Here is a 22,597-nt window from a genome sequence, read left to right on the forward strand (position 1 = left end):
GCTGTTACATTACGATATTCCCAAATATTAAGGATCATAATTCTTAAGCCGTAAATAATTCAAGCTTTAGCCTAAAAGCTTACGGATTACATTCTAAAAATCACTAATTTACAGGAAACAACTACGCTAAATCCTTCTCCAATGCGTTATTTATTAGTGCTGCTTCTGGCGGTAGCCGCCTGCAAACAAACTGCTCAAGAGCCCGAATCTACAATGGATTATAAACAAATTCACGACTCAGCCGTGTTTATAGATACGCATAATGATATGCTCACCAAAATGGTCGAAGACAGCCTGATGCTCGACAGCGACCTCACCGGAATCACCCATAGCGACCTCACTCGTATGCGTACCAGTGGGCTAGATGCGCAATTCTTTTCGGTGTGGAGCGATGGAACGCTAGAGGCGCCCTTTGACTACGCTAATCGGCAGATCGATAGTCTGGATGCCGTGATCGCCCGTAATCCGGATACCATGCTCAAGGCGACCAATACGGCAACGATACAAGAAGCAGTAGACCAGCAGAAACTGGCCGCTTTGATCGGAGTTGAGGGCGGACATCATATCGAAGACAGCTTGGACAAATTAGATAGTTTATTTGCCAGAGGGGTACGCTATATGACCCTTACTTGGAACAACTCCACCGCTTGGGCGACCAGCGCGACCGATGAATGGGAGATAGATGGAGCTCGAAACAGCGAGGGCAAAAAAGGACTCACCGCTTTTGGGAAGCAAGTGGTGCAGACCATGAACCGCTTGGGTATGCTTGTCGATGTTTCGCATATTGGGGTACAAACCTTTTGGGATGTGATGGAAGAGACCACCAAGCCGGTGATCGCCTCGCACAGTTCGGCACTGGCACTGCATACGCATCCCCGTAATCTTAATGATGAGCAGCTAAAAGCGATCGCCAAGAATAACGGGGTAGTTCAGGTAAACTTTTATTCGGCATTTATAGACAGTACGTTTACCCGCAAGCACGAGGCTTTTATGCTCAAGCATCAGGATAAACAAGATTCTTTAGTGGCTGCAGGTCTCAACGACTATGCGGTAAAAGCAGCCTTGTACAAACAGTTTTCGCAAGAAGCCGAAGCATTACGTGCACCTTTTGAGGTGTTGATGCAGCATATCTTTTACATCGTTGATCTGGTGGGTGTTGATTATGTGGGCATCGGTTCTGACTTTGACGGCATCTCGTTTCCACCGCAACAGTTAGATGATGTTATGGGCTACCCCTTGATCACCAAAGCTTTGGTCGAAAAAGGCTACAGCCAAGAGGATATTCATAAAATTTTAGGCGGAAACCTGCTACGGGTGCTTAAAGCCAATGAAGTAAAACTTTAGGGAAAAGGGCAAGTCAAAAATAGTGACGCCTGTTTGTACTGGATAAAAGTCTAAGTACCCATTTTTCTTTTGAGCTCAAATAGCATGATTTGATTTTCAATTGATGTTTCTGTTCATTTTTTAGCTCGTGCTTGTTCCTATTTCCCGTGAACTCGTGAACCTCGTGCCTCGGTTTCCATCGATGAAAAAACGAACCAATCCCGATAGCTATCGGGACTAGGCTTATTTTTACATCCTTGAAAACTACGCAAATCCCTTATTCTGCGGATAGCAAACCGCAGCGCTTATGCATTCCTCTCGTTGCACTCGTCGGATGCAGGGCTCCACTGCCCAGCGCTGCGGCATTTACTTGTTTTACTACAGATATAAAAAGTATGCCGTTGCTTACTTCCAAAGTAATTATGTACGCTATGTCACTTCGAGTGATTCTTGAGCACCCTAGTGCGAAAGGATTGTATCGAGAAGTTTTCGAAACAGCAATAAGGGTAACTATAAACGCACTGACTTCAAAGACTTCTCGATACAACTGAATCCCTGCTACCGCAGGTATTCAGTCACTCGAAGTGACAGTCTTCATACCTGAAAACGAAAGGGTCTTTTCTTTTGTTGGGCTTGTGCTGAGCGATAGTCGAAGGATTTCTTTGGACAAGAAAAACCGAGGATACGAGGTTCACGAGCTCCCGTGAAATAAAAAATAACACCAGCAAAGAAAAGAACAGGCAAGCACAGGATAAAGAGCCTTAAGCATTCTCGTATTTTGTTGCTTTATCCGTAGCCTATGAAACCCTTTAGCCTTGCATTGCTTTTAGCTTTTGCTGTTCTTTCCTGTACCACCCGGGCACAGGAACATAAGATCACCAACGACCGTTTTTGGAATACTGTAGACGGGCAACCCATCTATTCGCAGGGCGGTGGCGTTTTTCAGTTTCCTGATCCGCAAAGCGGAACTCCCAAATACTACTGGTATGGGGTGCATTATCAAGAAGCCGAAACTTATCGCAACGACCCTTCCGTGACTTTGGAGCGCAACCACTTTGAGGGGGTGACCTGTTATACTTCGACAGATCTGGTGAACTGGACCTTTGAAAAACACGTGCTCACTAAAGAGGCCGTGAACTTTGAAGAAAACCCTACGTGGTTGGGACGCATGGGGGTGGCGTATGTCGAAGCACTTGAGCAGTATGCCTTGCTCATCCAACATGGAAAAAATGTGATGATTGCCTTGGCCGATTCGCCTTTAGGAGATTTTAAAGTACACAGACATATTGATATGACCTCGCGTATTGGCACGCCCAATACAGGGGATCAAACCGTTTTTACCGACCCCGACACCGGGATTTCCTACCTGGTTTATTCGTATGGGCAAGGGCGTAATAAGATCTATATTTCCGAGATCGGCGTACGCGATGGCAAGGTAGATTTGCTTGAAGTGCACGAGATCTTTAGAGGCGCGAGCCGCGAGGGCAATTGTATGTTTAAATACAAGGACAGGTATTACATGGCGGCTTCCAACATCTACGGTTGGGACGGCTCCTTTGCCTATTACCTAGTTTCCGATGATATTTATGGTCCGTATAAACCGATTAATGAGATGCAGGTGATGCCGGGTAGCGAACAAGACTATGCCCATGTCTCGCAAACCGGATTCTTTTATACTGTGCGCGGAAGCGAACAAGAAACGGTACTCTTTTGTGGAGACCGCTGGGCGGAGTTTGCCGGTAACGGACTGGGCTACAACCAGTGGGTGCCCTTGTCGTTTGATGGGGAAACGCCGTATTTCAATTCGTTACACAGTTGGAAACTCAACGAAACCACCGGAACCTGGAGCGTCGCAGCAGATAATAATTACATCAAGAACCCAAGTTTTGAAGCCGACCGCCGCCATATCCCCAGCAACAACAAACCCGTGCAGGAACAGTTATTGGGTTGGCATACCGAGATCCTGCAAGGGAATTCCATTTCCACTACCGAAGCTACTTCACCCGTACTGAATCATTTCAACACCCAACAAGACCGCCAGCATGTAATTGGGGAGAAGAGTTTGCACATCAGCGATCAAGTCCTTTTTGAACGCCGCATTACGCAAGAACTAAGCAGCACACCTTATGTAAGTTTACCTGACGGAAAGTATAGCCTTTCCGCCACCATCATAAACACCACCGGCTTTGAAGAACTAAACCTTTACGCCCAAAGCGGCACCCAAACGTTTAAAACGTCCTTCAACACCTCAAACTCTGAATGGGCCACCATCACCATAGACGAAGTCGCCGTAGTTAACGGTAACGTCACTGTTGGGATCTATGTCAAAGGAGCTGCCGGTGCGGAGGCTTGGGTTGATGATGTGCGTTTTGAGCTATTAGACTAGAGCTGATAGACGGGAGATAAAAGAGAATAGAATAAAGAGTAAAGACAGCGTGAACTACGAAAGTACAAAGTAAGAAGTACAAAATACGAAATACAACGCACTGTCACTTCGAGTGATGCTTGAGCGCCGGAGCGCGAAAGGATTGTATCGAGAAGTCTCACTAGATGAGATGCTGAAACAAGTTCAGCACGACATTGTTTCCGAGCTGTCTTTATACAATGTTCTTGCACGATTGTATCGCGTGTTCCTTGTCTCAAGGTTTATAGGGAATTGCATCGCGTGTGGTTTAAGTTTTAAACTTGAAGTTCCTTTTTGTAAACATACAGTCATTTCGACCATCGGGAGAAATCGCATCCTGTATCCCTCATCCCCGGCCCTTCTCCCAATAGAGAAGGGAGTTAGCTTGTTGCGAGATCTCTCTTAACGTCGAGATGACTAGGCGCATTTGTACCCAAAGGGTTATACGAATTCAAAATACCCTTGGTTCAGAATAGCTGCAGGAAGCTCCGAAGGACAGGAGCGGTAGCGACGCGGAGCTGACAAGGCGGTTTTTGCCTGATAAGGCAAAAAATTCCTAAGCAAGGGGGTCTTTTCTTTTGTTACTTTTCTTTGGACAAGCAAAGAAAAGTAAGGGACATGTTTAAAAGAAAATACCCCTTAACTCCTTCACACTTTAACCATAGATTACTCATAGATCCTCCATTGTTTTACCATTAAAACCCAGTATTTATGGAGGATGAATGGAGAAACAATGGACAAACTATGTATAAAGACCGAAGAAACCCCATTGAAAACTAGGAGGTTAACCGGGTAAAAAGTACTTTAGAGTATTGATAACCAGTAAAATACTTAAGGCTATGGGACAGTTTATTGAAGATCAAATAGGCATGATAAGCGGAGCTATAGGGCCGGTGGTGTTTGTAAAAGGGAATGATGGTAAAGGCATTGTACGCAGCAAACCCACACCCAGCAAAGCTCCCGCAAGTCCTAAACAACAACAAACCCGGAACAAGTTCGCACTCATGAAACATGTTACCGGGCTGTTCTATCCCATTTTCAAGGAATGTTATACCGACTTCCTTGGGAAGGACAATGCACGGGATGCGGTGCGCAGTTATTATATGGCGCAGGTGATCCAAAAAGAGCAGGACGCCTGGCGTATCGCCTATGAGAAGGTATTGATCAGTACGGGGCGGGTACGGGCCTATGTGCCGGTGTCGCAGTCGCGCGATGCACAGCAGGTGGTGCTGCACTGGCAGGAAACCACCCAACAGCCTTTTGCTGAAGCAAGCGATCTGCTTAGCGTCTTGCTGTATGCTCCCGATACTGAATACTTTGTGTTTTACAAAGCCTGCACCACCCGGGCGGCAGCAACACATACCCTCGAACTCCCCGAAGCCCTAAGCGCACAACCTTTAGAAGTCTATACCACCTTTAGCACTGCTACCGAAACCGAGTATGCCTTCTCTACCTATTTGGGAAGGATGATTTAAAAAGTACGGGTGTTTTTCCCCTTTATGTGTATTAATTACAAGTATTTACGGGATTGCGTACGTTTTAATGGAGGGGTTTTGGTAGATTTATGTCTTGGATAGAATTGATTGTTAACCTGAATTTATTATTGGGATGACAAATAATTTTTAAGTAATATAACTAATTGGGCACAATTTATAAATAAACAGTTAATGTCTAAAATTACAGAAACTAGATTAACTCTTGCAGCTCTTATATATGGTGTTGAAATAGATTTAAAAAACACTATAAAAAGGAATGTCACACCATACTTCGAAAACTTAGCATTCTTAAAAAATGTAGAGTTAGAAAGAAAGGTCATTGAGAGATTTGAAAAAGATAATCCAGGAGTTAATTATTTAGAAAATTTAGATGAAGTTGTTGAGTTTCTTGATTTTCAAGACACTTTTACAATTTTGAATCAAAACAAAGAATTTTTAAGAAAGGAAACAGCTCGATATCTTAAATCTAATTATAAAAATTTAAGCGATTTAACACCTATTCGAAATAGAGTTATGCATACCAGGCCTTTACTTGGTGGTGATTTCTCATTTACATATGATTTTGTTTCTACTCTAAAAAAATCAGACCCAATTGAGTGGTCAATAACTATCGATACAAGGGAAAAAATCGACAATGATCCTTCTTATGTTTTAACCTTGAAATTCCCAACTAATCATCTGGATGAAGAATTATCAAAAGTAAGTCACAATTTACCTGTCCCTGATTTTGACGAGACTGGATTTATAGGAAGAAGTGTTGACATTGAAGCTTTGACTAAATTAGTGCTATCTAATAGAGTTGTATCAGTTCTTGGTGATGGAGGTATAGGAAAAACAGCATTAGCTTTAAAAGTAGCGTATGATATAGTTGATATGAGCGACAATTGTCCATTTGAACTTATTATTTGGACTTCTGCTAAGACAACGATGTTAACTTCAAAAGGGATAGAGGATATTTTCACCACCATTACCGACTACACAGGTCTTATTTCCGAAATAAGTGACTCAATCGGAACAGAAAACAGGCTAGATGAAATTCTTGAATACGTTACTTACTTTAAAACTTTATTAATTATTGATAATTTAGAAACTATTCAAAGTCAAGAAGTAAGAGATTTTATTAGAGAAGTTCAAACGAAATGCCACATTTTAATAACATCTAGAATAGGCCTCGGAGAATTAGAATATCCAAGAAAATTAAACGGACTATCTGAAACTGAATCAGCAAAACTTATTCGCGAAATTGCTAGAATAAGAAATAGTGAGACTCTATTAAAGCTTCCACAATCTACTTTAGTTGATATTTCTAGTAAACTTTATTTTAATCCTTTAGCTATTAAATGGTTCGTAAGTACTGTAGAATCTGGAATACCACCACATGAAGTAATTAACAATAAAGAAAACCTACTTGATTTTTGTTTAACTAATGTCTACGAAAAATTAAGTCATGGAGCCATTTCAATTTTAAAAACTATTAGAGCTTCCAGGAAAAAGGTTACCAATGCAGAAATAATTTATTTATCAAACTATAAACCATTAGAAACTCGAAAATATTTGATAGAGCTGTTTAAAACAACTTTAATATCAAGGGAAATAGAAGATGGAAATAACTACGAGGAAGTTATTTATTATATATCTGATTTTGCTAAAGATTTCCTTTCAAAAAAATATCCGATTGAAGAATCTTATATTAAAAACAATATTAAAAAGTCTAAGGAATTGAACACTGGAATTAGACAGATTAATAAAGTCCAAAAGTATAATGAATTTGCTTTAAATGCATTGGTATATGATAATCAAAATCAGATGATTAGTGCTAAATTCTTACAAGAAGCATTATTTCATTCAAAAAATGGAGATTTTGATACAGCTTTATTAAAAGTTAAAGAAGCGAAAAACATTGACCCCAATTATTTTGAAGTTTATCGTGTAGGCGCTTTTATTAAAGCATCACAAGGTGATTTATTAAGTGCTGATGAGGATTACCAATTGGGATTAGAAATTGCTCCAGAAAACCCTAGACTTCTTTTTTATTATGCTCAATTTTTGATGTTTAAATTAGAAGACGTTGATGGAGCACTAACCTACGCAAGAAAGGTTTATGATCAAAAACCAAATCATCCTTATACCGCCTTTTTGATTGCAAGATGTTTGAATAGTGCTCAAGATTTTGGTAAAGCCATACAGGTAATTAAGAATTTAATTGAAAATGTTGAATTAGATTCAAAAAACTTGAGAATTGCTAATACAGAACTAATTTCATATTACATAGAAATAGGTAAAAGCGCTTTGACTATTCAAACGGATATTGAAAATGGTGTTAGTCACTTTAAAAAAGCATTTGAATTATTTGAACAATGTACACACGATAATCTAGTTGATTACAAAATGGCTAAAAACTATAGCATTGGTCTTTTACATTTTGTAAGAATGACACCTGTAGTAACGATAGAAGGAAATAGGAATTATATTAAAGAATTAATTACTAAAACAGATAGCTATATTGACTTGACGATTGACTTGAAAAGAAAAATAATTTTGAAATATCAAGAAAAATTTAAGGATGATTCATTAGATAATCTTATTGACTTAGAAACAAAAAGTGAGAAAAAATTAGGGAATGTAATGAAAACTCAAAAGCCGAATAATTTTGTTTTTATAGAAACTGGTAACAACAGAATTTTTGCTCATAGATATGACTTTCTAGATATTGCAAATTGGGTGGAATGGAAAGCTTTAGAAAATGGACAATTAGTTTCGTACGAAATTGGAGAAAATAACACAGGAGTTTGTGCTATTAACATAAAGCAACTATAATTTAAACGGAATCAAACTTAAGATGCCTATAAGTAATTGCAAGGTTGATCATTAAATCACTTAACATTAACATCGATAACATTAAACATCATCAATCACCTTATCATCTAAGCGTTTAAACCTTGGTGTTTCGTTAGTCTGGCGTTGTTGTGGAGCAGTTGTGTCAAGTTTAAGATCGAGACTAGGTAGTTATCAGGATGTAATCAGTGTGACAGTAGAAATCGGAAAAAAAACAGCTTATACTATTTATTATTGATAATTTCTTATTCCGTAGAGTAGGTTTATGGGATGCTGAAACGATCCCGATGGATATCGGGACAGCATGACGTTTACATTAGGCAGTAGTTTTTAATATTGAATTTTAGCTTTTGAATTGAGCATAGCCTGTGACACCACCCCGTCATTCGCTTAACGCCTTTAGGCTATTAAGCGCCTGCCACCCCTCCTCCGTAAGGAGGGGAGCTTTTTGTTTTTGGTTTCTTTCAAGTTTGAATTTTAGTTTTTGAATCTTATATAAGATAGCACTTCGACAGCGCTCAGTGTGACACTGCCAACAGAAAACAACAAACCGAAAACCGTATTACCCTTGAACCTTCAACGCGCTTTGGCGTTTCCGCAGATCGCGTTTTTTAAAATAGCGTAGTGAAAAGAAGATCACTACGGCCAGTGGGGCGGCGATGAGCAGGTAGCGAAGGGCCATATCCTTGGTGTCGGCAATGCTTCCGGAGTGGGAGATCACAAAACTACCCATCGAGGTAATGATGTACAGGAGTCCGCCCATAAGGCCGCCGGCGATCCCTGCGTTTCCGGGAAAGAATACCATATTCTGCGTAAAGTAGTTGGTAAACAAAAACCCGGAGCAGATGTGTACGATAAAAGCAAAACCTACGAGCAGCACCAGATTGTCTATCATACTGCCTAAGCCGATAAAGAGGCCTATCAATACAAGTTGCGTCAGTGAGACCAGACGGATCTTTTTAGTAAAGTTCACGGGCGTAAAGCGCTTGCTGAGAATACCACCTATCATCCATGCAAAGCCCAGAACGAGGGTGCAATACCCAATGATCACGGCGTTGTAGTTAAAATGCTGTTCTACCACAAACGGCCCTGCGATGTTAAACACCATCACCACCGAATAGGCGCAGCCCAAAACCGCGATGCCTAAGATAAAACCCGGGTTCTTCAGCATTGCCAGATACAGCAAGCCGGTTTTCTTGAGGTTGAATTTCTTGTAGTTGCGTATGGTCTCCCCACTGAATACGAGTTCGCCTACAAACAAGATGGCCGCATAGATCGCGAGGAAGTAAAAGTTAGACTGCCAGCCCAGATGCTCTTCGAGGAAGCCCCCTAAAAAAGGCGCGATGATGGGTCCGCAGCTCCAGACGATAGTAAAGTAGCTGAGGTAGTGTTTTCGTTTTTCATCGTCAAAGAGGTCAACAAAATAGGCGCGTTTGGCGACTACAATAAAGGCGGTGGCGATCCCTTGTACGATACGCAGCAGACTGATCACCAGCACTTCGCCGGTAAAGGTCACAGCAAGGCTGCTCAGCAGCAATACCGCCAGCGAGATCAGCATAGGTTTGCGCCGGCCTACACTGTCGGCTACCGGGCCTACAAACAATTGGGAGAACCCGTAACTCAGAAAAAAACAGGTGAGTGTCAACTGAATACTTTGTTCTGAAACGCTGAGGTTGCGTGCCATTGATGGAAACGACGGCAGGTAAATGTCGGTCATAAAGCCCGAAAGCGGAATCGACAAAAAGGTAAGTATCGTAGCGATCTTTTTACGTTGGGGAGAAGCGTCGCGTAAATGCATGAATAAAGGGTGTATTGACGTTAGGGTGCCACAAAGCTACTACATAAAAAAGAAGGATAGGTTGATGCGCTGAAGCTTTGTAGGCTTTTTGCACGACTCGCCTCGCGCCTGTCTGGCGGTGCCATTACACTACCTCAGGGCAGACCTATGAGGCGTTGGTTGGAAACGAATTTTTAAATTCGACATAAGCCTCGGAGTATTAAACCCTTTGGCGGTGCCAATAAAAAAGCCCTCTCAGTGTTGAAAGGGCTTGGGTTTTCTTTTTCTTCTTCATAGTTCAGCCTAGTGGCTGTTAACTTTTAAAAGTTCGGGGAACTTTGCTTTAAATCGGTTTAAACGGGGTATCGACACGTTTTGGATATACGGGTTTTCCGGATGCTGTACCTCGTAGTTTTGGTGATAAGCTTCCGCGATCCAGAACTTCTCAAATGGCTTGACCTCAGCAGCTACCGATTCGCCTAATTCTTTGGCCAAAGCGGCTTTCTTTTGTTCGATGATCTCTTTTTCGGCATCATTCTGATAAAAGATGATTGAGCGGTATTGCGAACCTTGGTCGGGTCCCTGACCGTTTACCTGCGTTGGATTTTGCGAACCGAAATACACATCTACGAGCTGGCTAAAGCTGACCACGCTAGGGTCATAGATCACCTTAACCGACTCGGCGTGTCCCGTAAGGCCGGTGTTGCTGTCTTCGTAGGTTGGATTTTTGGTATGCCCTCCTGCATAGCCCGAAACGGCTTCGTCAACGCCTTTTACGCTTTCATACACCGCTTCGACACACCAAAAGCATCCGCTGGCAAAATAGGCAGCAGCACGGTCTTGAGGCACCGGTGTTTCGGCAGGAACTGCAGCTTCTTCGGCAGTGCCCGTGGTGTTGAGTGCAACAGCATTAGTAGTCTGTGCGGTATCGTTAGATTTCGTCGCATCAGCACAGCCGTTAAACAACAAGCTCAAAGCGATCGTTGCGGCCAGTAATGCGGAAAGAATGATTCTGTTTTTCATAACACTATAAAATATACGAAAGTTGTACTTCGCTGGTTTTATAGACGCAAAGGTGCAGCTAAACTTTCTTAATAGGGTGCTAAAATTTGAGGTATAATGATAAAGGGTTAGCTTTCTTACTTTTCTTTGCTTGTCCAAAGAAAAGTAACAAAAGAAAAGACCCCCTCGCTTAGGAATTTTTTGCCTTATCAGGCAAAAACCGCCTTGTCAGCTCCGCGTCGCTATCGCTCCCGTCCTTCGGAGCTTCTCGCAGCTATTCTGAACCGAGGGAATTTAAGATACGTTTAACCCTTCGGGTGTGAATACACCTAGTCATCTCGAGGAGTCCCGATAGTTATCGGGAAGATTACATAACAAGCTTACTCCCTTCTCTCCCGAAGCTTCGGGAGGTGAAGGGCCGGGGATGAGGGATCAAAGATGCATTTCTCTCAATGGTCGAAATGACTGTCTGTTTCAACATCTATCATAAAGCCAAGTCTCCCTTCCGATAACTATCGGAAGAAGGGAGATTTAGAGGGATGTTAAGATTTCGTTTGAAAACATCCATCCCCAACCCTTCCTTCGAAGGAAGGGTGCTAGTATTCGACCTCAAAAGAAAAACCTATTAGTTTAAGTTTAAGCAATACGCGATGCAATCGCGCGAAAACCTGGGAATTTGTGTAATCCTTCAGGGATGAAGACTGTCACTTCGAGTGACTGAATACCAGCGGTAGCAGGGATTCAGTTGTATCGAGAAGTCTTTGAAGTCAGTGAGTTTATAGTTACCTTATTACTGTTTCGAAAACTTCTCGATACAATCCTTTCGCCCTAAGGCGCTCAAGCATCACTCGAAGTGACAGGGCGAAGCGTATTTTGTATTTCCAATTTCTACTTTCGTATTTGATGCTGTCTTTACTCATTGTTCTCTTCTCTTTTGTCTCCCGTCTATCCACCGCCAACTGCAGACTGCTACTGCTTATGATTTAAAGTTACTATCACTCAATCTACGTTAAAAGCAAGTAGGGGATGAGGAAAAAGATTAAGAAATTAATGGAGGGTGCGATTTCTCCCGATGGTCAAAATGACCGCCTGCTTCAAGAGTTTGCTTCAAAAAAATCTTCGAGTTGAGATCTAACGAACACGCGATGCAATCGCGCGAAAACCCGGGAATTCGTGTAACCCTTCAGGGATGAAGACTGTCACTTCGAGTGACTGAATACCAGCGGTAGCAGGGATTCAGTTGTATCGAGAAGTCTTTGAAGTCAGTGACTTTATAGTTACCCTTATTGCTGTTTCGAAAACTTCTCGATACAATCCTTTCGCGCTAAGGTGCTCAAGCATCACTTGAAGTGACAGGGCGAAGCGTATTTTGTATTTCCAATTTCTACTTTCGTATTTGATGCTGTCTTTACTCTTTGTTCTATTCTCTTTTGTCTCCCGTCTATCCACCGCAAACTGCAGACTGCTACTGCCAACTGCTTATCCGTATTTCTAAGGATTTACTGCAAATCAACAAGGCATAGCGTAAAATGCGTTTTAGACGTGTGCTCATAGGCTCAAAAGTAGCAACTCTCGTAGATTCTTTGCGTAACCTAAGTAACAAAAAACCCTTTCATTGCTGAAAGGGTTCTCCGGTGAAGATAAACAGTTTCTGGTGATGGGGTGGCTGCTGTGAAGGTTGCGGCCGCCCCAATTGTTTATCCCTCTTAAACACACACGAATAATTATTGTTACACGCCGGGCGTGTGTATGGTTTAGTACTACGATCCTTTTACTGAAAATTTATAGACCGAAGTCGTCGCATAGGTTTCATTGGGTTCCAAGACAATACTTGGAAATTCCGGTTGATTAGGCGCGTCAGGAAAATGCTGAGTCTCTAACGCAAAGGCGGTTCTAAAGTCATCTTTAGCACCGGTTTTAAAGGTGTTTTTACTTTCCATAAAATTCCCACTATAAAACTGCAGTCCGGGCTCTTCGGTAAAGACTTCCATCACGATCCCGCTTTGGTCACCGCTGATCTTTGCTGCCGGTTTGAGTGTTCCTGAAGCTTCTTTCAGTACATAATTATGATCATAACCCTTACCAAAGGTAAGTTGCTCATTAGCCGTTGCTATACGCTCCCCAATGGTATGCGCCTGGGTAAAATCAAAGGGTGTTCCCGCCACCGAATCTAAAGTCCCGGTAGGGATGAGTCCGCTATCTACGGGGGTATATTGATCGGCGTGAATCACAAGGCTGTGGTCCAGGATGCTCCCGCTGCCTTCGCCGTTCAGATTAAAAAAGGCGTGATTGGTAAGGTTCACTACAGTTTTTTGATCGGTAGTCGCCTCGTATTCCATCTTGAGTTCGCGATCTGCCGTCACGCTATATGTCACCTGTACGTCTACATTCCCCGGAAAGCCCATTTCCATATCTGGTGAGCGATACGTAAGAATTAACGTCTGTGCATTAGGTTTACGCGCGTCCCATACCTTATACTGAAACCCTTGATCACCCCCATGTAAAGCATTGTCGCCGTTATTGGTAGGTACTTGGTATTCTTTACCGTCTAAGGTGAATTTACCATTGGCGATACGGTTGCCCACACGCCCGATGGTCGCTCCGAAATACGGTTCGCTTGCATCAGCAAAAGCTTGCACCCCGGCCATACCTACGACCACGTCAGTCATTTCGCCTTCTTGGTCAGGCACCCAAAGCCCAACGATTCGTCCGCCGTAGTTGGTAAAGGCCACTTTGATGTCTTTATTTTCGATCCAGTACAAGTTGGTTTTCTTTCCGTTTATCGTCTGCTCAAATGCAGCAGCGTCCAGAAGACTTGTTTGCGTTTGCTCTTCTACGAGTTTCTGGGGTTCGGTGGTCTTGTTTTCTGATTCTTTACAGGAATACAGACTTACGCCTAACGCAGCAATCAGGCAGTAGCGTAGTATGACGGTCGTGGGCTTAGTAAGCATCGTTCAATTTTTTGATGAGGTCTACTTCGTCCTGACGGTAAGGCGTACCGTCTTTTCTGAATACATCGTGAAACCATTCTACCGGCTCTTCGCCAGAATCTATTGGGGTATTCCACGCATAGATGGTATTGGTCTTTCCGTTCACGAGTCCCCAGTTGATCGCGCCAATGTTGTTTTCGGCAAGCATAGGAAGTGTGGTCGAAAAACGGCTGTCGTTAGTACGCGCCATATATTCGGTACAGATCATTGGCCGGTCATGGGTTTTTAAGAGCTCGATCACGCGGCGGTGCATATCAGCATTTTCATAATCATGGTAGGTGATGATGTCTGAGTGCTGCGCCTGAAAGGTGTTCAGTTCTTTATATCCCCAACTCCATAAACCTGCAGAAAGTGGCTGGCTAGGGTTGATCTCTCGTGCCCACTGGAATACATTGGTAAGCAGCGGAAGACTTTCGGTATTCTTACCGTTGTTTCCGGGCTCGTTATACAAGTCCCAGAATAAGATGCGGTCGTCGTCTTTAAAGGTTTTGATGATGTCTTGCACATACGCTTTTAGCTCGGGTGAATTGGCCATCTCGTTAGAAGCAGGATAACCGGGATCTTGCATCCAGCCGCTGTTGTGTGTTCCCGTTTTGGGGTCGCGCTGCGTTCCTATTTTAGGGTTCGCATCCCAAACGTCGTCAAAGATCACAAAGATGGTTTTGATATCGTGGTTATCGGCAATACTCAGGTAGTCTTGCACACGCTTTTTAAAGCCTGCTTTATCTGCCTTATAGGCTAGACTGTGCAGGTACACCCGCATAGTGTTAAAACCGATACCGGCGACATAACCCAGTTCGCGATCTATGGTCTTCGGGTCATAGGTAGCTTCTTGCCACATCTCCAGCTGGTTGATGGCGGTGCTTGGGATAAAATTGGCTCCGCTAATCCAGTCGTGCTCGGCATACCAGGCCTTTGCTTTTTCTTTAGACCATTTGTTGGCGTCAAGATTTGCCCCGCTCTGGCTAAAGCCAAAAAAACCAAGAGCGAGTGCAAATACTAAAAGTGTTTTTTTCATAATAGGTTTGAATTATACGTTTTAAAATTTTTCAGATGGAATAGGTAAAAGCACTGTAGTAGGAAGCGGCGTACCTATAAAGGGTGTGCCGTCTTCGTTCCAATATAGGCGTTGCATACGCGGTGCGCGTTTATTGCCACAGCCTTCTCCGGGATTGGAGTTGGCGTGGTATAAGATCCAGTCTTCGGTTCCGTCAGGAGATTTAAAAAAGGAATTATGTCCCGGTGCATACACCCCGTTTTCCGGTGTTTGCTGAAAGATGGGTTCTTCTTTTTTGGTCCAGGCCGAAGCATCCATAGGGTCTGTTCCTTCAAGGCTCAGCAAGCCCAATGCATAGTAATCGGTCCAGCAGCCACTCGCAGAGAATACGATAAAGAGCTTACCGTCGTGTTCTAAAAATTGCGGCCCTTCATTCACAAAAACCTGCTCAGGATTGCCATCTGTGCCCAGATCGCCGTTACGTTCCCAAGGGTAGGTAGGCGAACTGATCTTTACACGTTTCCCTGAAAGGCTTGTGGGGTCGCTCATTTTGGCAATAAAAATATCTTGTTGTCCGTTAGTGTCGCCTTCCCAACCGGACCACGCCATATAGAGTTGGTTGTTGTACTCAAATACATTGCCGTCAATTGCCCATTTGTCGGAGGGGGCAGCGAGCTTGCCTTTAAACTCCCATTGGTCATTCAGCGGATTGGCAGACGTATTTTGCAACACATACATGCGGTGGTTTTCATTGGTGCCGTTATCGGCTGCGACATACACATACCAGGTATTGTTGATGTAGTGAATCTCCGGAGCCCATACATTCCTACTGTACATGGTTCCTTGCGGAGGCGTCCAGATGGTCTTAGATTCTGCTTCACGCAAGTTGGCCAGATTCTCAGTTTTCCAAAGCACTACACGATTGCCCATCGTATGCGTATAGTAATAATAGCCATCTACATATACACTAAACGGATCTGCACCCGAGTCTAACAATGGGTTCTGAAACTGCTGTGCAACAAGTGTACTGCTGCATAGCAATATACACAGGGATAGGTATTGAAAAATGTTCGTTCTTAATAAAGCGTTGATCATCATAGGTAACCGAAAACGTTATAGTGACGAAATTGAGAAAAGTGCTTTCAAAAAATAAGTTGGCTTAGCTCATTCTTGCGATAGATCGTTTCAAAATGACCGTTTTTTGGCTGCTGCACGTGCCTTGAGACAAATTGATGAAGTTTGGGATGTTGCTTTTTTCAAAAAATATAGGAGAACTGACAAAAGTCATAAAATAGGAATCGTGCTCCCGGTACTTTTACCCTGTAATTTGATAATCATTAAATTTTTCAGGTATGACAACGCTATCAAAACTCCAAAACGATTTTACCAACAACATCATTGGCTATTCGGCTATAGGCATTATTCTAAGCACCTGTTTAGGAGCTGTAGCAATTATGACGACTTTAATGCACGGGCATACATTACTACAAATGCTTTTTGTAATGATCACAGTGGTTTTTTGCAGCCTGCACAATGCGTCGATTCTTACGGTGCAAAAGCCGCAGCTTATTTTTAAACTCTTAGTAGCAAGCACGGTGGTGAACACCTTGATCATTGCAGGAGGAATGCTTCTTTAAGCGCTTAGCAACCTACGGTGAGGTTTTACAAGAACCGTAATTCAATTCTTAACCAAAGCTTCCGGAATCTTATATATTAGGTTTCCGGGAGTTTTTTGATCAGTAGCAATGACAAGTCTAGTACGTAAATATAATGTTCCCGGCCCACGGTATACCAGCTATCCTACCGTGCCGTATTGGGATCAGGAAACCTTTAGCCTTAAAGAATGGAAAGCCACCTTTAAAGCCAGTTTTTTAGAAAGCAATAAACGCGAGGGCATCAGCCTGTACATTCACTTACCCTTTTGTGAGTCGATGTGTACCTTTTGCGGTTGTACCAAACGCATTACCAAAAATCACAGTGTCGAAACGCCATACATCGATGCGGTGTTAAAAGAGCTCGCACTGTACAGAAGCTTTGTAGGGGAGCGACCTGTACTACAACAAGTGCATCTAGGTGGGGGCACCCCCACCTTTTTTTCAGAACAGAACCTTGCTCGTCTCATCAATGGCATCTTTAAACACGCTGATAAAGCCCCGCAATGCGAGATGAGTTTTGAGGGGCATCCTAACAATACCACGCTTGAGCATTTGGAGACTTTGGCCTCTTTTGGGTTTAAACGAGTATGTTATGGGGTTCAAGATTATAATGAGACCGTGCAAAAAGCCATCAATCGCATCCAGCCTTTTGAGCACGTACAACGTGCTACAGACCAAGCACGCCAGGCGGGGTACACCTCGGTGGGACACGATATTATTTTTGGTTTGCCTTTTCAAACGCTGGAACATGTAAAACAAACGATAGAGAAAACCATACAGCTGTTCCCGGATCGTATTGCGTTTTACAGTTATGCACACGTACCGTGGATCAAAGGCAACGGGCAACGCGGATATGACGAAGCCCATTTGCCTACGGCGGAAGAAAAGCGCGAGCAGTATGAGGTAGGAAAAAAGCTGCTTGCCGAAGCAGGTTATGTTGAGATCGGGATGGATCACTTTGCCTTACCTACAGACGATCTGTATCACGCACAGCAAGAAGAGCGCATACACCGCAACTTTATGGGCTATACTGCTTCTAAGACGCAGGTGATGCTAGGACTGGGCGTGTCGGCCATTAGTGATAGCTGGTACAGTTTTGCACAAAACGTAAAAGGCATCAATGAATATTATCACCTGTTAGAAAATGAGATCCTACCCGTGTTTCGAGGACATATACTCACCGATGAAGATTTAAAAATACGGCAACACATCCTCAACCTGATGTGTCATTTTAAAACCAATTGGGAGACTCCGGCGCTATATTTTGACGAATTGCCCGAAGTACTGATCAAACTGAAAGAACTGGAAGCTGACGGACTGCTCGTTTTTGAACACAAAGGCTTACGAGTAACCGAAAAAGGGAAACCCTTTGTGCGCAATATCTGTTTACCTTTTGATTTGCGTTTACAGCGTAACAAGCCGGAAACCAAACTCTTTTCAATGACCATTTGAGTCGGGCCAGGCTCATTTGATTTTTTTGATTGGTGAAAGCCTGCTCCTGTGACTGGAGCAGGCTTTTTTCTTTAAGTGCTTTTGTTCATTTTTTCCATCGATGAAAAAACGAACCAAAAAAATCTAGGCTTATTTTTAGACCCTTGAAAACTACGCAAACGCCTTTGCCTGCGGATGGCAAACCGCTGCGCTAGGCCATCCTCCACTGCCCACCGCTGCGGCGCCCGCTTGTTTTACTACAGCTCTAAAAAGTAGGCCGGTGCTGACGTTGAAATAGAAATGAGATTTCAGAAGTAAAACAAAAGATAAATTACTCATATCCGAAGGGTTAAACGAATTCAAAATTCCCTCGGTTCAGAATAGGCGCAGGACGTTCCGAAGGACAGGAGTGATAGCGACGCGGAACGTACAAGACCGTTTTCGGCCGTAAAATGGCTTTTAAAAAGAGTGCCGTTTTCGCTCAAGGACTTAAATAAGTCTAAAAACCAGATCATTAGCTATAAATCTCGATTATCGAGCAAAAAATTCCTAAGCGAGGGGGGTCTTTTCTTTTGTTACTTTTCATTGGACAAGACAAACCGAGGATACGAGGTTCACGAGCCCCCATGAAATAAACATTACGTGAGTAAAGAAAAGTAAGGAGTCTATTGATGTGAAGGATTATACAAACCGACTTTAGAAGGTTCCTAACTTACTTAGCATCATAAAGAAATAAATTTAATGACAACTATGTGTTGCTGCGACTTCTGCTACGGCGACTTGATTGGAGGGAGAGATGTAAGGAATGCCGAGTCCCAGACCGCGTAGGATAAACAGGCACCCCATAAGCACTACGGCTAAGGGAATGGCTTTAACGAGCAGCTGTTTGGTTTTTCCCTTTAAGAAATTACCAAGGTAAATGGCGGTGGTCATAAGCGGTAGGGTGCCTAATCCAAAAAACAGCATATAGACGCCACCTTGTACACCACCACCGGAAGCGATGGCTCCAAAGATTGCCATATAGACCAAGCCGCAGGGAAGGAGACCGTTTAAGAGGCCCAGCGTGAAAAAGGTAGACGCCTTCTTCTTTTTTAACTGAACGCCCAACGCGGTTTTGAGTCTGCTAACCAAGCGATATGCAGGTTTAGAAAAGCTGTACGTTCCCATACGCTTGTGGGGTATGAGGATCACGAGGATCATCAAAACCCCAACAGCGATAGAGACTTGTTGTTGCAGGCCAAAAAGTTGGAGTCCACGCCCCAGATAGCCCAATATCAATCCCAGCATCGCGTAGGTGAAGAGTCGACCGCTGTGGTAACTCAGCACCTGAAAAAAGCGTTTAACAGGATTGCTGCGATCTACCGGCATGAGAAAGGCGATGGGGCCACACATACCTACGCAGTGAAAACTACCCAAAAGTCCGAAAAGTAATGCCGTCCAGATCATCGTTTAATAGGTTACGGGTTTCTCAAAGCGGTATTTTTTGCCTTGATACGCCCAGTTTACGGTAATGTTCCAGCGACCGTCGAGCAAGCGGCTGTCAGGTATGAGCAAAGTAGAAGTTGACAACGCTATCGGAATGTCAAAATCAAGGTGCTTGCCAGACGGTCTGTATAGGAACACTTTTCCGGTTATTTCTTTAGGATCAAATGTTTCAGGAAACTGAAGCTCGTAACCGGCTTCGGTTTTGCTACCGGTCACCGGAGTTTCCAATTGTGCCTCATTGGTAGCGGCATCAATAGTTTCCTGCAATTGCATTTCTTGTTTATAATAATCTTCGGCCACCAGGTCGTGGCTGTATTTATCGTCTGTGGTCATGGTGATCACAAAAAACATGATAAAGCCCATAAATAAGACCATACCTATGACCAGACCGGTTCCCCAATTGATTTTCATACTGCTAATTTTATAGTTGATATATAAGCGACCCCGTGTGGGTTAGGCATATTTTTCTGCCAATTCTTCCTGACTCAAGGCTTTGCGTTCTTCGGCTTCCTTAAGCAAGCGCACTTTACAATTATGATTTTGTCCCGGGTAGCCGTTTTTGCATCCTAAGCAACAGTTTTGGTTTGATTTTGTACTCATAGTTCTAATTATTTATAACTGCGGGGTCCTAAAAACACCGTAGTCGTGGTTTCAATAAGTTGGTCTTCACTATAGACCCCTATTTTCAGTTGTTCCTTTTCGTCTTCGAGTTCGTGACTGTCTACTTCTATAAACAGCGTTCCTTCGGCAAGGCCTTGCTCAGGCACTTGAATGCGATCCTGTGATACGACGCGTATGATTCCTTTATGAGAGATCAATTCAAAGTGCACTTCAGGAATCTCTTTGGTTGTTTTATTGATGAGTTTGTAGGTATACACATTGCTGATGATGTCTTCGCCTTTATGCTCATACAATTGCCCCGGAAGTCGCAATACGGTTGCTTCAACATCATTGCGCAAAAACAACATTCCTGTAAGTAAGCCCAGCAGGATCACCAGCACAGCGGTATAGCCTTTTAAGCGGGCATTGAAGGTGAACTTAGCCTTCTTCTCAATATTCTCTTCACTCGCATACCTAATGAGATCTTTAGGCAGATTCACTGCTTCCATCATCTGGTTACACGCATCGATACAAGCGGTACAATTCACACACTCCAGCTGGGTGCCGTTGCGAATATCGATACCCGTAGGACATACCTGCACGCACTGTGCACAGTCGATACAATCCCCTTTTCCGGTTGCAGCGCGATCTTCAGACTTTTTAAATTTGGCTCTGCCGGCTTCTTTTTCTCCACGCTTATGGTCATAAGCCACAACGATCGATTTGTTGTCGAGCAGTACGCCTTGCAGCCTTCCGTAGGGACAAACGATGATGCACACCTGTTCTCTAAACCAGGCAAACACAAAGTAGAATACACTGGTAAAGATGAGCAGCGAGATCAAGGTACCCACGTGATTGGCCGGCCCGTCTGTGATGTACTCAATAAGACGATCACTACCTATAAGGTATGCAAGAAACACATTGGCAATAAGAAAGGAGATCACAAAAAAGATGCTCCATTTAATACTACGTTTTCTTAGTTTCTCTGCATTCCATGGCATTTTATCCAGACGCATTTGTTTCCCGCGGTCGCCTTCGATCCAGTATTCAATTCTGCGGAAGACCATCTCCATAAAAATGGTCTGTGGACAAATCCACCCACAGAAAAGCCTTCCGAAAGCGACCGTAAAGAGTACCACAAAGACCACGCCCGTGATCATAATGATCACAAACAGATGAAAGTCTTGCGGCCAAAAGGGAAACCCAAAAATATTAAAGCGGCGTTCCAGCACATTGAACATCAAAAACTGATTGCCATTGATGTGAATAAAGGGGGCGCCAAATAAAAAGATCAAGAGCACATAGCTTACCAGCTTGCGGTACTCATAGCGTTTACCCACCGGTTTTTTAGGATACACCCACGAGCGTTTTCCTTCCTCGTTGATGGTTCCTATACTGTCTCTAAAATGTTCTTGATCCTGAGAAGCCATGGCTTATTCTTTAGTCTGAATGATATCTCCGGTTACGGTCTCTGTTTCTAACAACACTTCGATCTGTGTTGAGTCTTGCGTTACCTGAGCTTCTTCAATTGGAGCGTTCTCATCAACCCAAAGGTCACCCTGAGGCTCTTTAGCATCTGCGGGATGGGTACCGTGCAGGCTCAATACATAACTGGCAACCTGAGCGATCTCACTCGGTTTCAAGTCGGTTTTCCAGGCGATCATCCCTTTACCGGCACGACCTCCTTCAGAAATGGTATGGAATACATTTTTGATGCCTCCACCTAAGATCCAGTAATCATCGGTAAGGTTAGGGCCGATACCACCGCCACCGCCGGCTTTATGACATGCCACACAATTACCGCTGAAGATATTCTCCCCGGCTTTGATGTCTGAAGCATCGGTAAGCAATTCTACTGTGTTTTCATCTACAAGATCTTTTGCGGTTTTCTTGTACTCTTCGATCTCTATTTTTGCCTGAGCCACTGCTTGCTCATACTCGTCGATCTGGTTGTCGCCGCCCAGCACTTCAAAGCGAATGAGGTAAATGGCCGCAAATAGGATGGTAGCGTAGAACCCGTATACCCACCACGGCGGGAGGTTATTGTCAAGTTCCTTGATGCCATCGTAGTTGTGGTCTAGGATGATCTCGTCTTCCTCTTCAATAGCTTTTACGCGGGTGAGTTTTGCATAAAGACCTTTAAACCAGGCGGTGCGTTGTTCTTTTTTTGCAGCAACTTCAGCCTGATAGTGTGCTTGAGCTTCCGGTTTTAGGGTTTTAAAAAGTACAGCGCGTAGGCTTTCTATACAGATCTCAAAAGCGATGTACATAAAAACCAGCACGGCATAAATGGCCCACAACCAGTTTTGTGTGGTGAACACCGAAGCTTCGTCTTCGGGCGTTCCTACATAATTTAAAAAGAGGTAGGCAAAGCCGGCGAAAACCAGAATGCGTATAAGTGATGCGATACTTCTCATGAGTGTTCAGATTTTAGTTGCTCGTCTAACGGAATGTTACTCACTTCGTTGATGTGCTCTTTTTTGGCTGTAAATACCCATATGAAGAGCGCTACAAAAAAGAGGAAAAAGATGAGTAGGGAGATGATGGGGTAGATGCTTACCCCATCAATATTTTCTAGATTCTGTTTTACAAATTTCAACAT

The 22,597-nt window shown here is 43.4% G+C and carries 18 protein-coding genes; 6 read left to right on the forward strand and 12 right to left on the reverse strand.

Going from position 1 to position 22,597, the window contains the following annotated elements; genetic code table 11:
- Window positions 1-141: 141 nt before the first annotated feature.
- The 4 genes from LDL79_RS08765 (at window position 142) to LDL79_RS08780 (ending at window position 8,040) form a co-directional block, all read left to right on the forward strand.
- On the forward strand, window positions 142-1,344 hold the full coding sequence (locus LDL79_RS08765; protein WP_225597416.1) for a dipeptidase: 1,203 nt from the start codon (window positions 142-144) through the stop codon (window positions 1,342-1,344).
- 778 nt (window positions 1,345-2,122) lie between these two features.
- On the forward strand, window positions 2,123-3,709 hold the full coding sequence (locus LDL79_RS08770; protein WP_225597417.1) for a family 43 glycosylhydrolase: 1,587 nt from the start codon (window positions 2,123-2,125) through the stop codon (window positions 3,707-3,709).
- A gap of 857 nt (window positions 3,710-4,566) precedes the next feature.
- A complete protein-coding gene (locus tag LDL79_RS08775; RefSeq protein ID WP_225597418.1) occupies window positions 4,567-5,202 on the forward strand; it encodes a DUF6266 family protein in 636 nt (211 codons plus the stop codon).
- A 192-nt stretch (window positions 5,203-5,394) separates the two neighbouring features.
- Window positions 5,395-8,040, forward strand: coding sequence for a tetratricopeptide repeat protein (locus LDL79_RS08780; protein ID WP_225597419.1), 2,646 nt, complete (start codon window positions 5,395-5,397; stop codon window positions 8,038-8,040).
- A 580-nt stretch (window positions 8,041-8,620) separates the two neighbouring features.
- Here LDL79_RS08780 and LDL79_RS08785 read toward each other — a convergent pair.
- The 5 genes from LDL79_RS08785 to LDL79_RS08805 form a co-directional block, all read right to left on the reverse strand.
- The gene (locus tag LDL79_RS08785; RefSeq protein WP_225597420.1) at window positions 8,621-9,856 is read right to left on the reverse strand and encodes an MFS transporter; all 1,236 of its coding nucleotides are present in this window, start codon (window positions 9,854-9,856) and stop codon (window positions 8,621-8,623) included.
- A 282-nt stretch (window positions 9,857-10,138) separates the two neighbouring features.
- Complete coding sequence (msrA, locus tag LDL79_RS08790; protein WP_225597421.1) at window positions 10,139-10,858, reverse strand: peptide-methionine (S)-S-oxide reductase MsrA; 720 nt, start codon at window positions 10,856-10,858, stop codon at window positions 10,139-10,141.
- Window positions 10,859-12,597: 1,739 nt separating this feature from the next.
- Complete coding sequence (locus tag LDL79_RS08795) at window positions 12,598-13,788, reverse strand: aldose epimerase family protein (RefSeq protein ID WP_225597422.1); 1,191 nt, start codon at window positions 13,786-13,788, stop codon at window positions 12,598-12,600.
- The gene (locus tag LDL79_RS08800; protein ID WP_225597423.1) at window positions 13,778-14,845 is read right to left on the reverse strand and encodes a cellulase family glycosylhydrolase; all 1,068 of its coding nucleotides are present in this window, start codon (window positions 14,843-14,845) and stop codon (window positions 13,778-13,780) included. Before LDL79_RS08800 ends, LDL79_RS08795 begins: the two co-directional genes overlap by 11 nt.
- A gap of 21 nt (window positions 14,846-14,866) precedes the next feature.
- Window positions 14,867-15,922, reverse strand: a complete 1,056-nt coding sequence (locus tag LDL79_RS08805; protein WP_225597424.1) for a glycoside hydrolase family 43 protein — start codon at window positions 15,920-15,922, stop codon at window positions 14,867-14,869.
- Window positions 15,923-16,176: 254 nt separating this feature from the next.
- Between LDL79_RS08805 and LDL79_RS08810 the strand changes: the two genes are divergently transcribed.
- On the forward strand, window positions 16,177-16,461 hold the full coding sequence (locus LDL79_RS08810; protein WP_167598672.1) for a hypothetical protein: 285 nt from the start codon (window positions 16,177-16,179) through the stop codon (window positions 16,459-16,461).
- Window positions 16,462-16,569: 108 nt separating this feature from the next.
- Entirely contained in the window at window positions 16,570-17,931 is a 1,362-nt protein-coding gene (gene hemN, locus LDL79_RS08815; RefSeq protein WP_225597425.1) for an oxygen-independent coproporphyrinogen III oxidase, read from the forward strand.
- Between the two features lie 150 nt (window positions 17,932-18,081).
- On the opposite strand, the gene LDL79_RS08820 is transcribed toward hemN, so the two are convergent.
- The 7 genes from LDL79_RS08820 to LDL79_RS08850 form a co-directional block, all read right to left on the reverse strand.
- Window positions 18,082-18,249 carry a hypothetical protein gene (locus LDL79_RS08820; RefSeq protein ID WP_167598674.1) on the reverse strand — a complete coding sequence of 56 codons (168 nt, stop codon included), beginning with the start codon at window positions 18,247-18,249 and terminating at the stop codon, window positions 18,082-18,084.
- Window positions 18,250-18,648: 399 nt separating this feature from the next.
- Window positions 18,649-19,356 (reverse strand): sulfite exporter TauE/SafE family protein, encoded by a 708-nt coding sequence (locus LDL79_RS08825; protein ID WP_225597426.1) that lies wholly within the window; start codon window positions 19,354-19,356, stop codon window positions 18,649-18,651.
- 3 nt (window positions 19,357-19,359) lie between these two features.
- On the reverse strand, window positions 19,360-19,806 hold the full coding sequence (locus LDL79_RS08830; RefSeq protein ID WP_225597427.1) for a FixH family protein: 447 nt from the start codon (window positions 19,804-19,806) through the stop codon (window positions 19,360-19,362).
- A 42-nt stretch (window positions 19,807-19,848) separates the two neighbouring features.
- Window positions 19,849-19,995, reverse strand: coding sequence for a hypothetical protein (locus LDL79_RS08835; RefSeq protein WP_009778695.1), 147 nt, complete (start codon window positions 19,993-19,995; stop codon window positions 19,849-19,851).
- An 8-nt stretch (window positions 19,996-20,003) separates the two neighbouring features.
- Complete coding sequence (gene ccoG / locus LDL79_RS08840) at window positions 20,004-21,425, reverse strand: cytochrome c oxidase accessory protein CcoG (RefSeq protein ID WP_225597428.1); 1,422 nt, start codon at window positions 21,423-21,425, stop codon at window positions 20,004-20,006.
- A gap of 3 nt (window positions 21,426-21,428) precedes the next feature.
- Window positions 21,429-22,412: a cbb3-type cytochrome c oxidase N-terminal domain-containing protein gene (locus LDL79_RS08845; RefSeq protein WP_225597429.1), complete on the reverse strand. Its 984-nt coding sequence runs from the start codon at window positions 22,410-22,412 to the stop codon at window positions 21,429-21,431.
- Entirely contained in the window at window positions 22,409-22,597 is a 189-nt protein-coding gene (locus LDL79_RS08850; protein ID WP_225597430.1) for a cbb3-type cytochrome c oxidase subunit 3, read from the reverse strand. The genes LDL79_RS08845 and LDL79_RS08850 overlap by 4 nt, the downstream gene beginning before the upstream one ends.

The sequence above is a fragment of the Leeuwenhoekiella palythoae genome (assembly GCF_020310025.1).
GTDB lineage: Bacteria > Bacteroidota > Bacteroidia > Flavobacteriales > Flavobacteriaceae > Leeuwenhoekiella > Leeuwenhoekiella palythoae.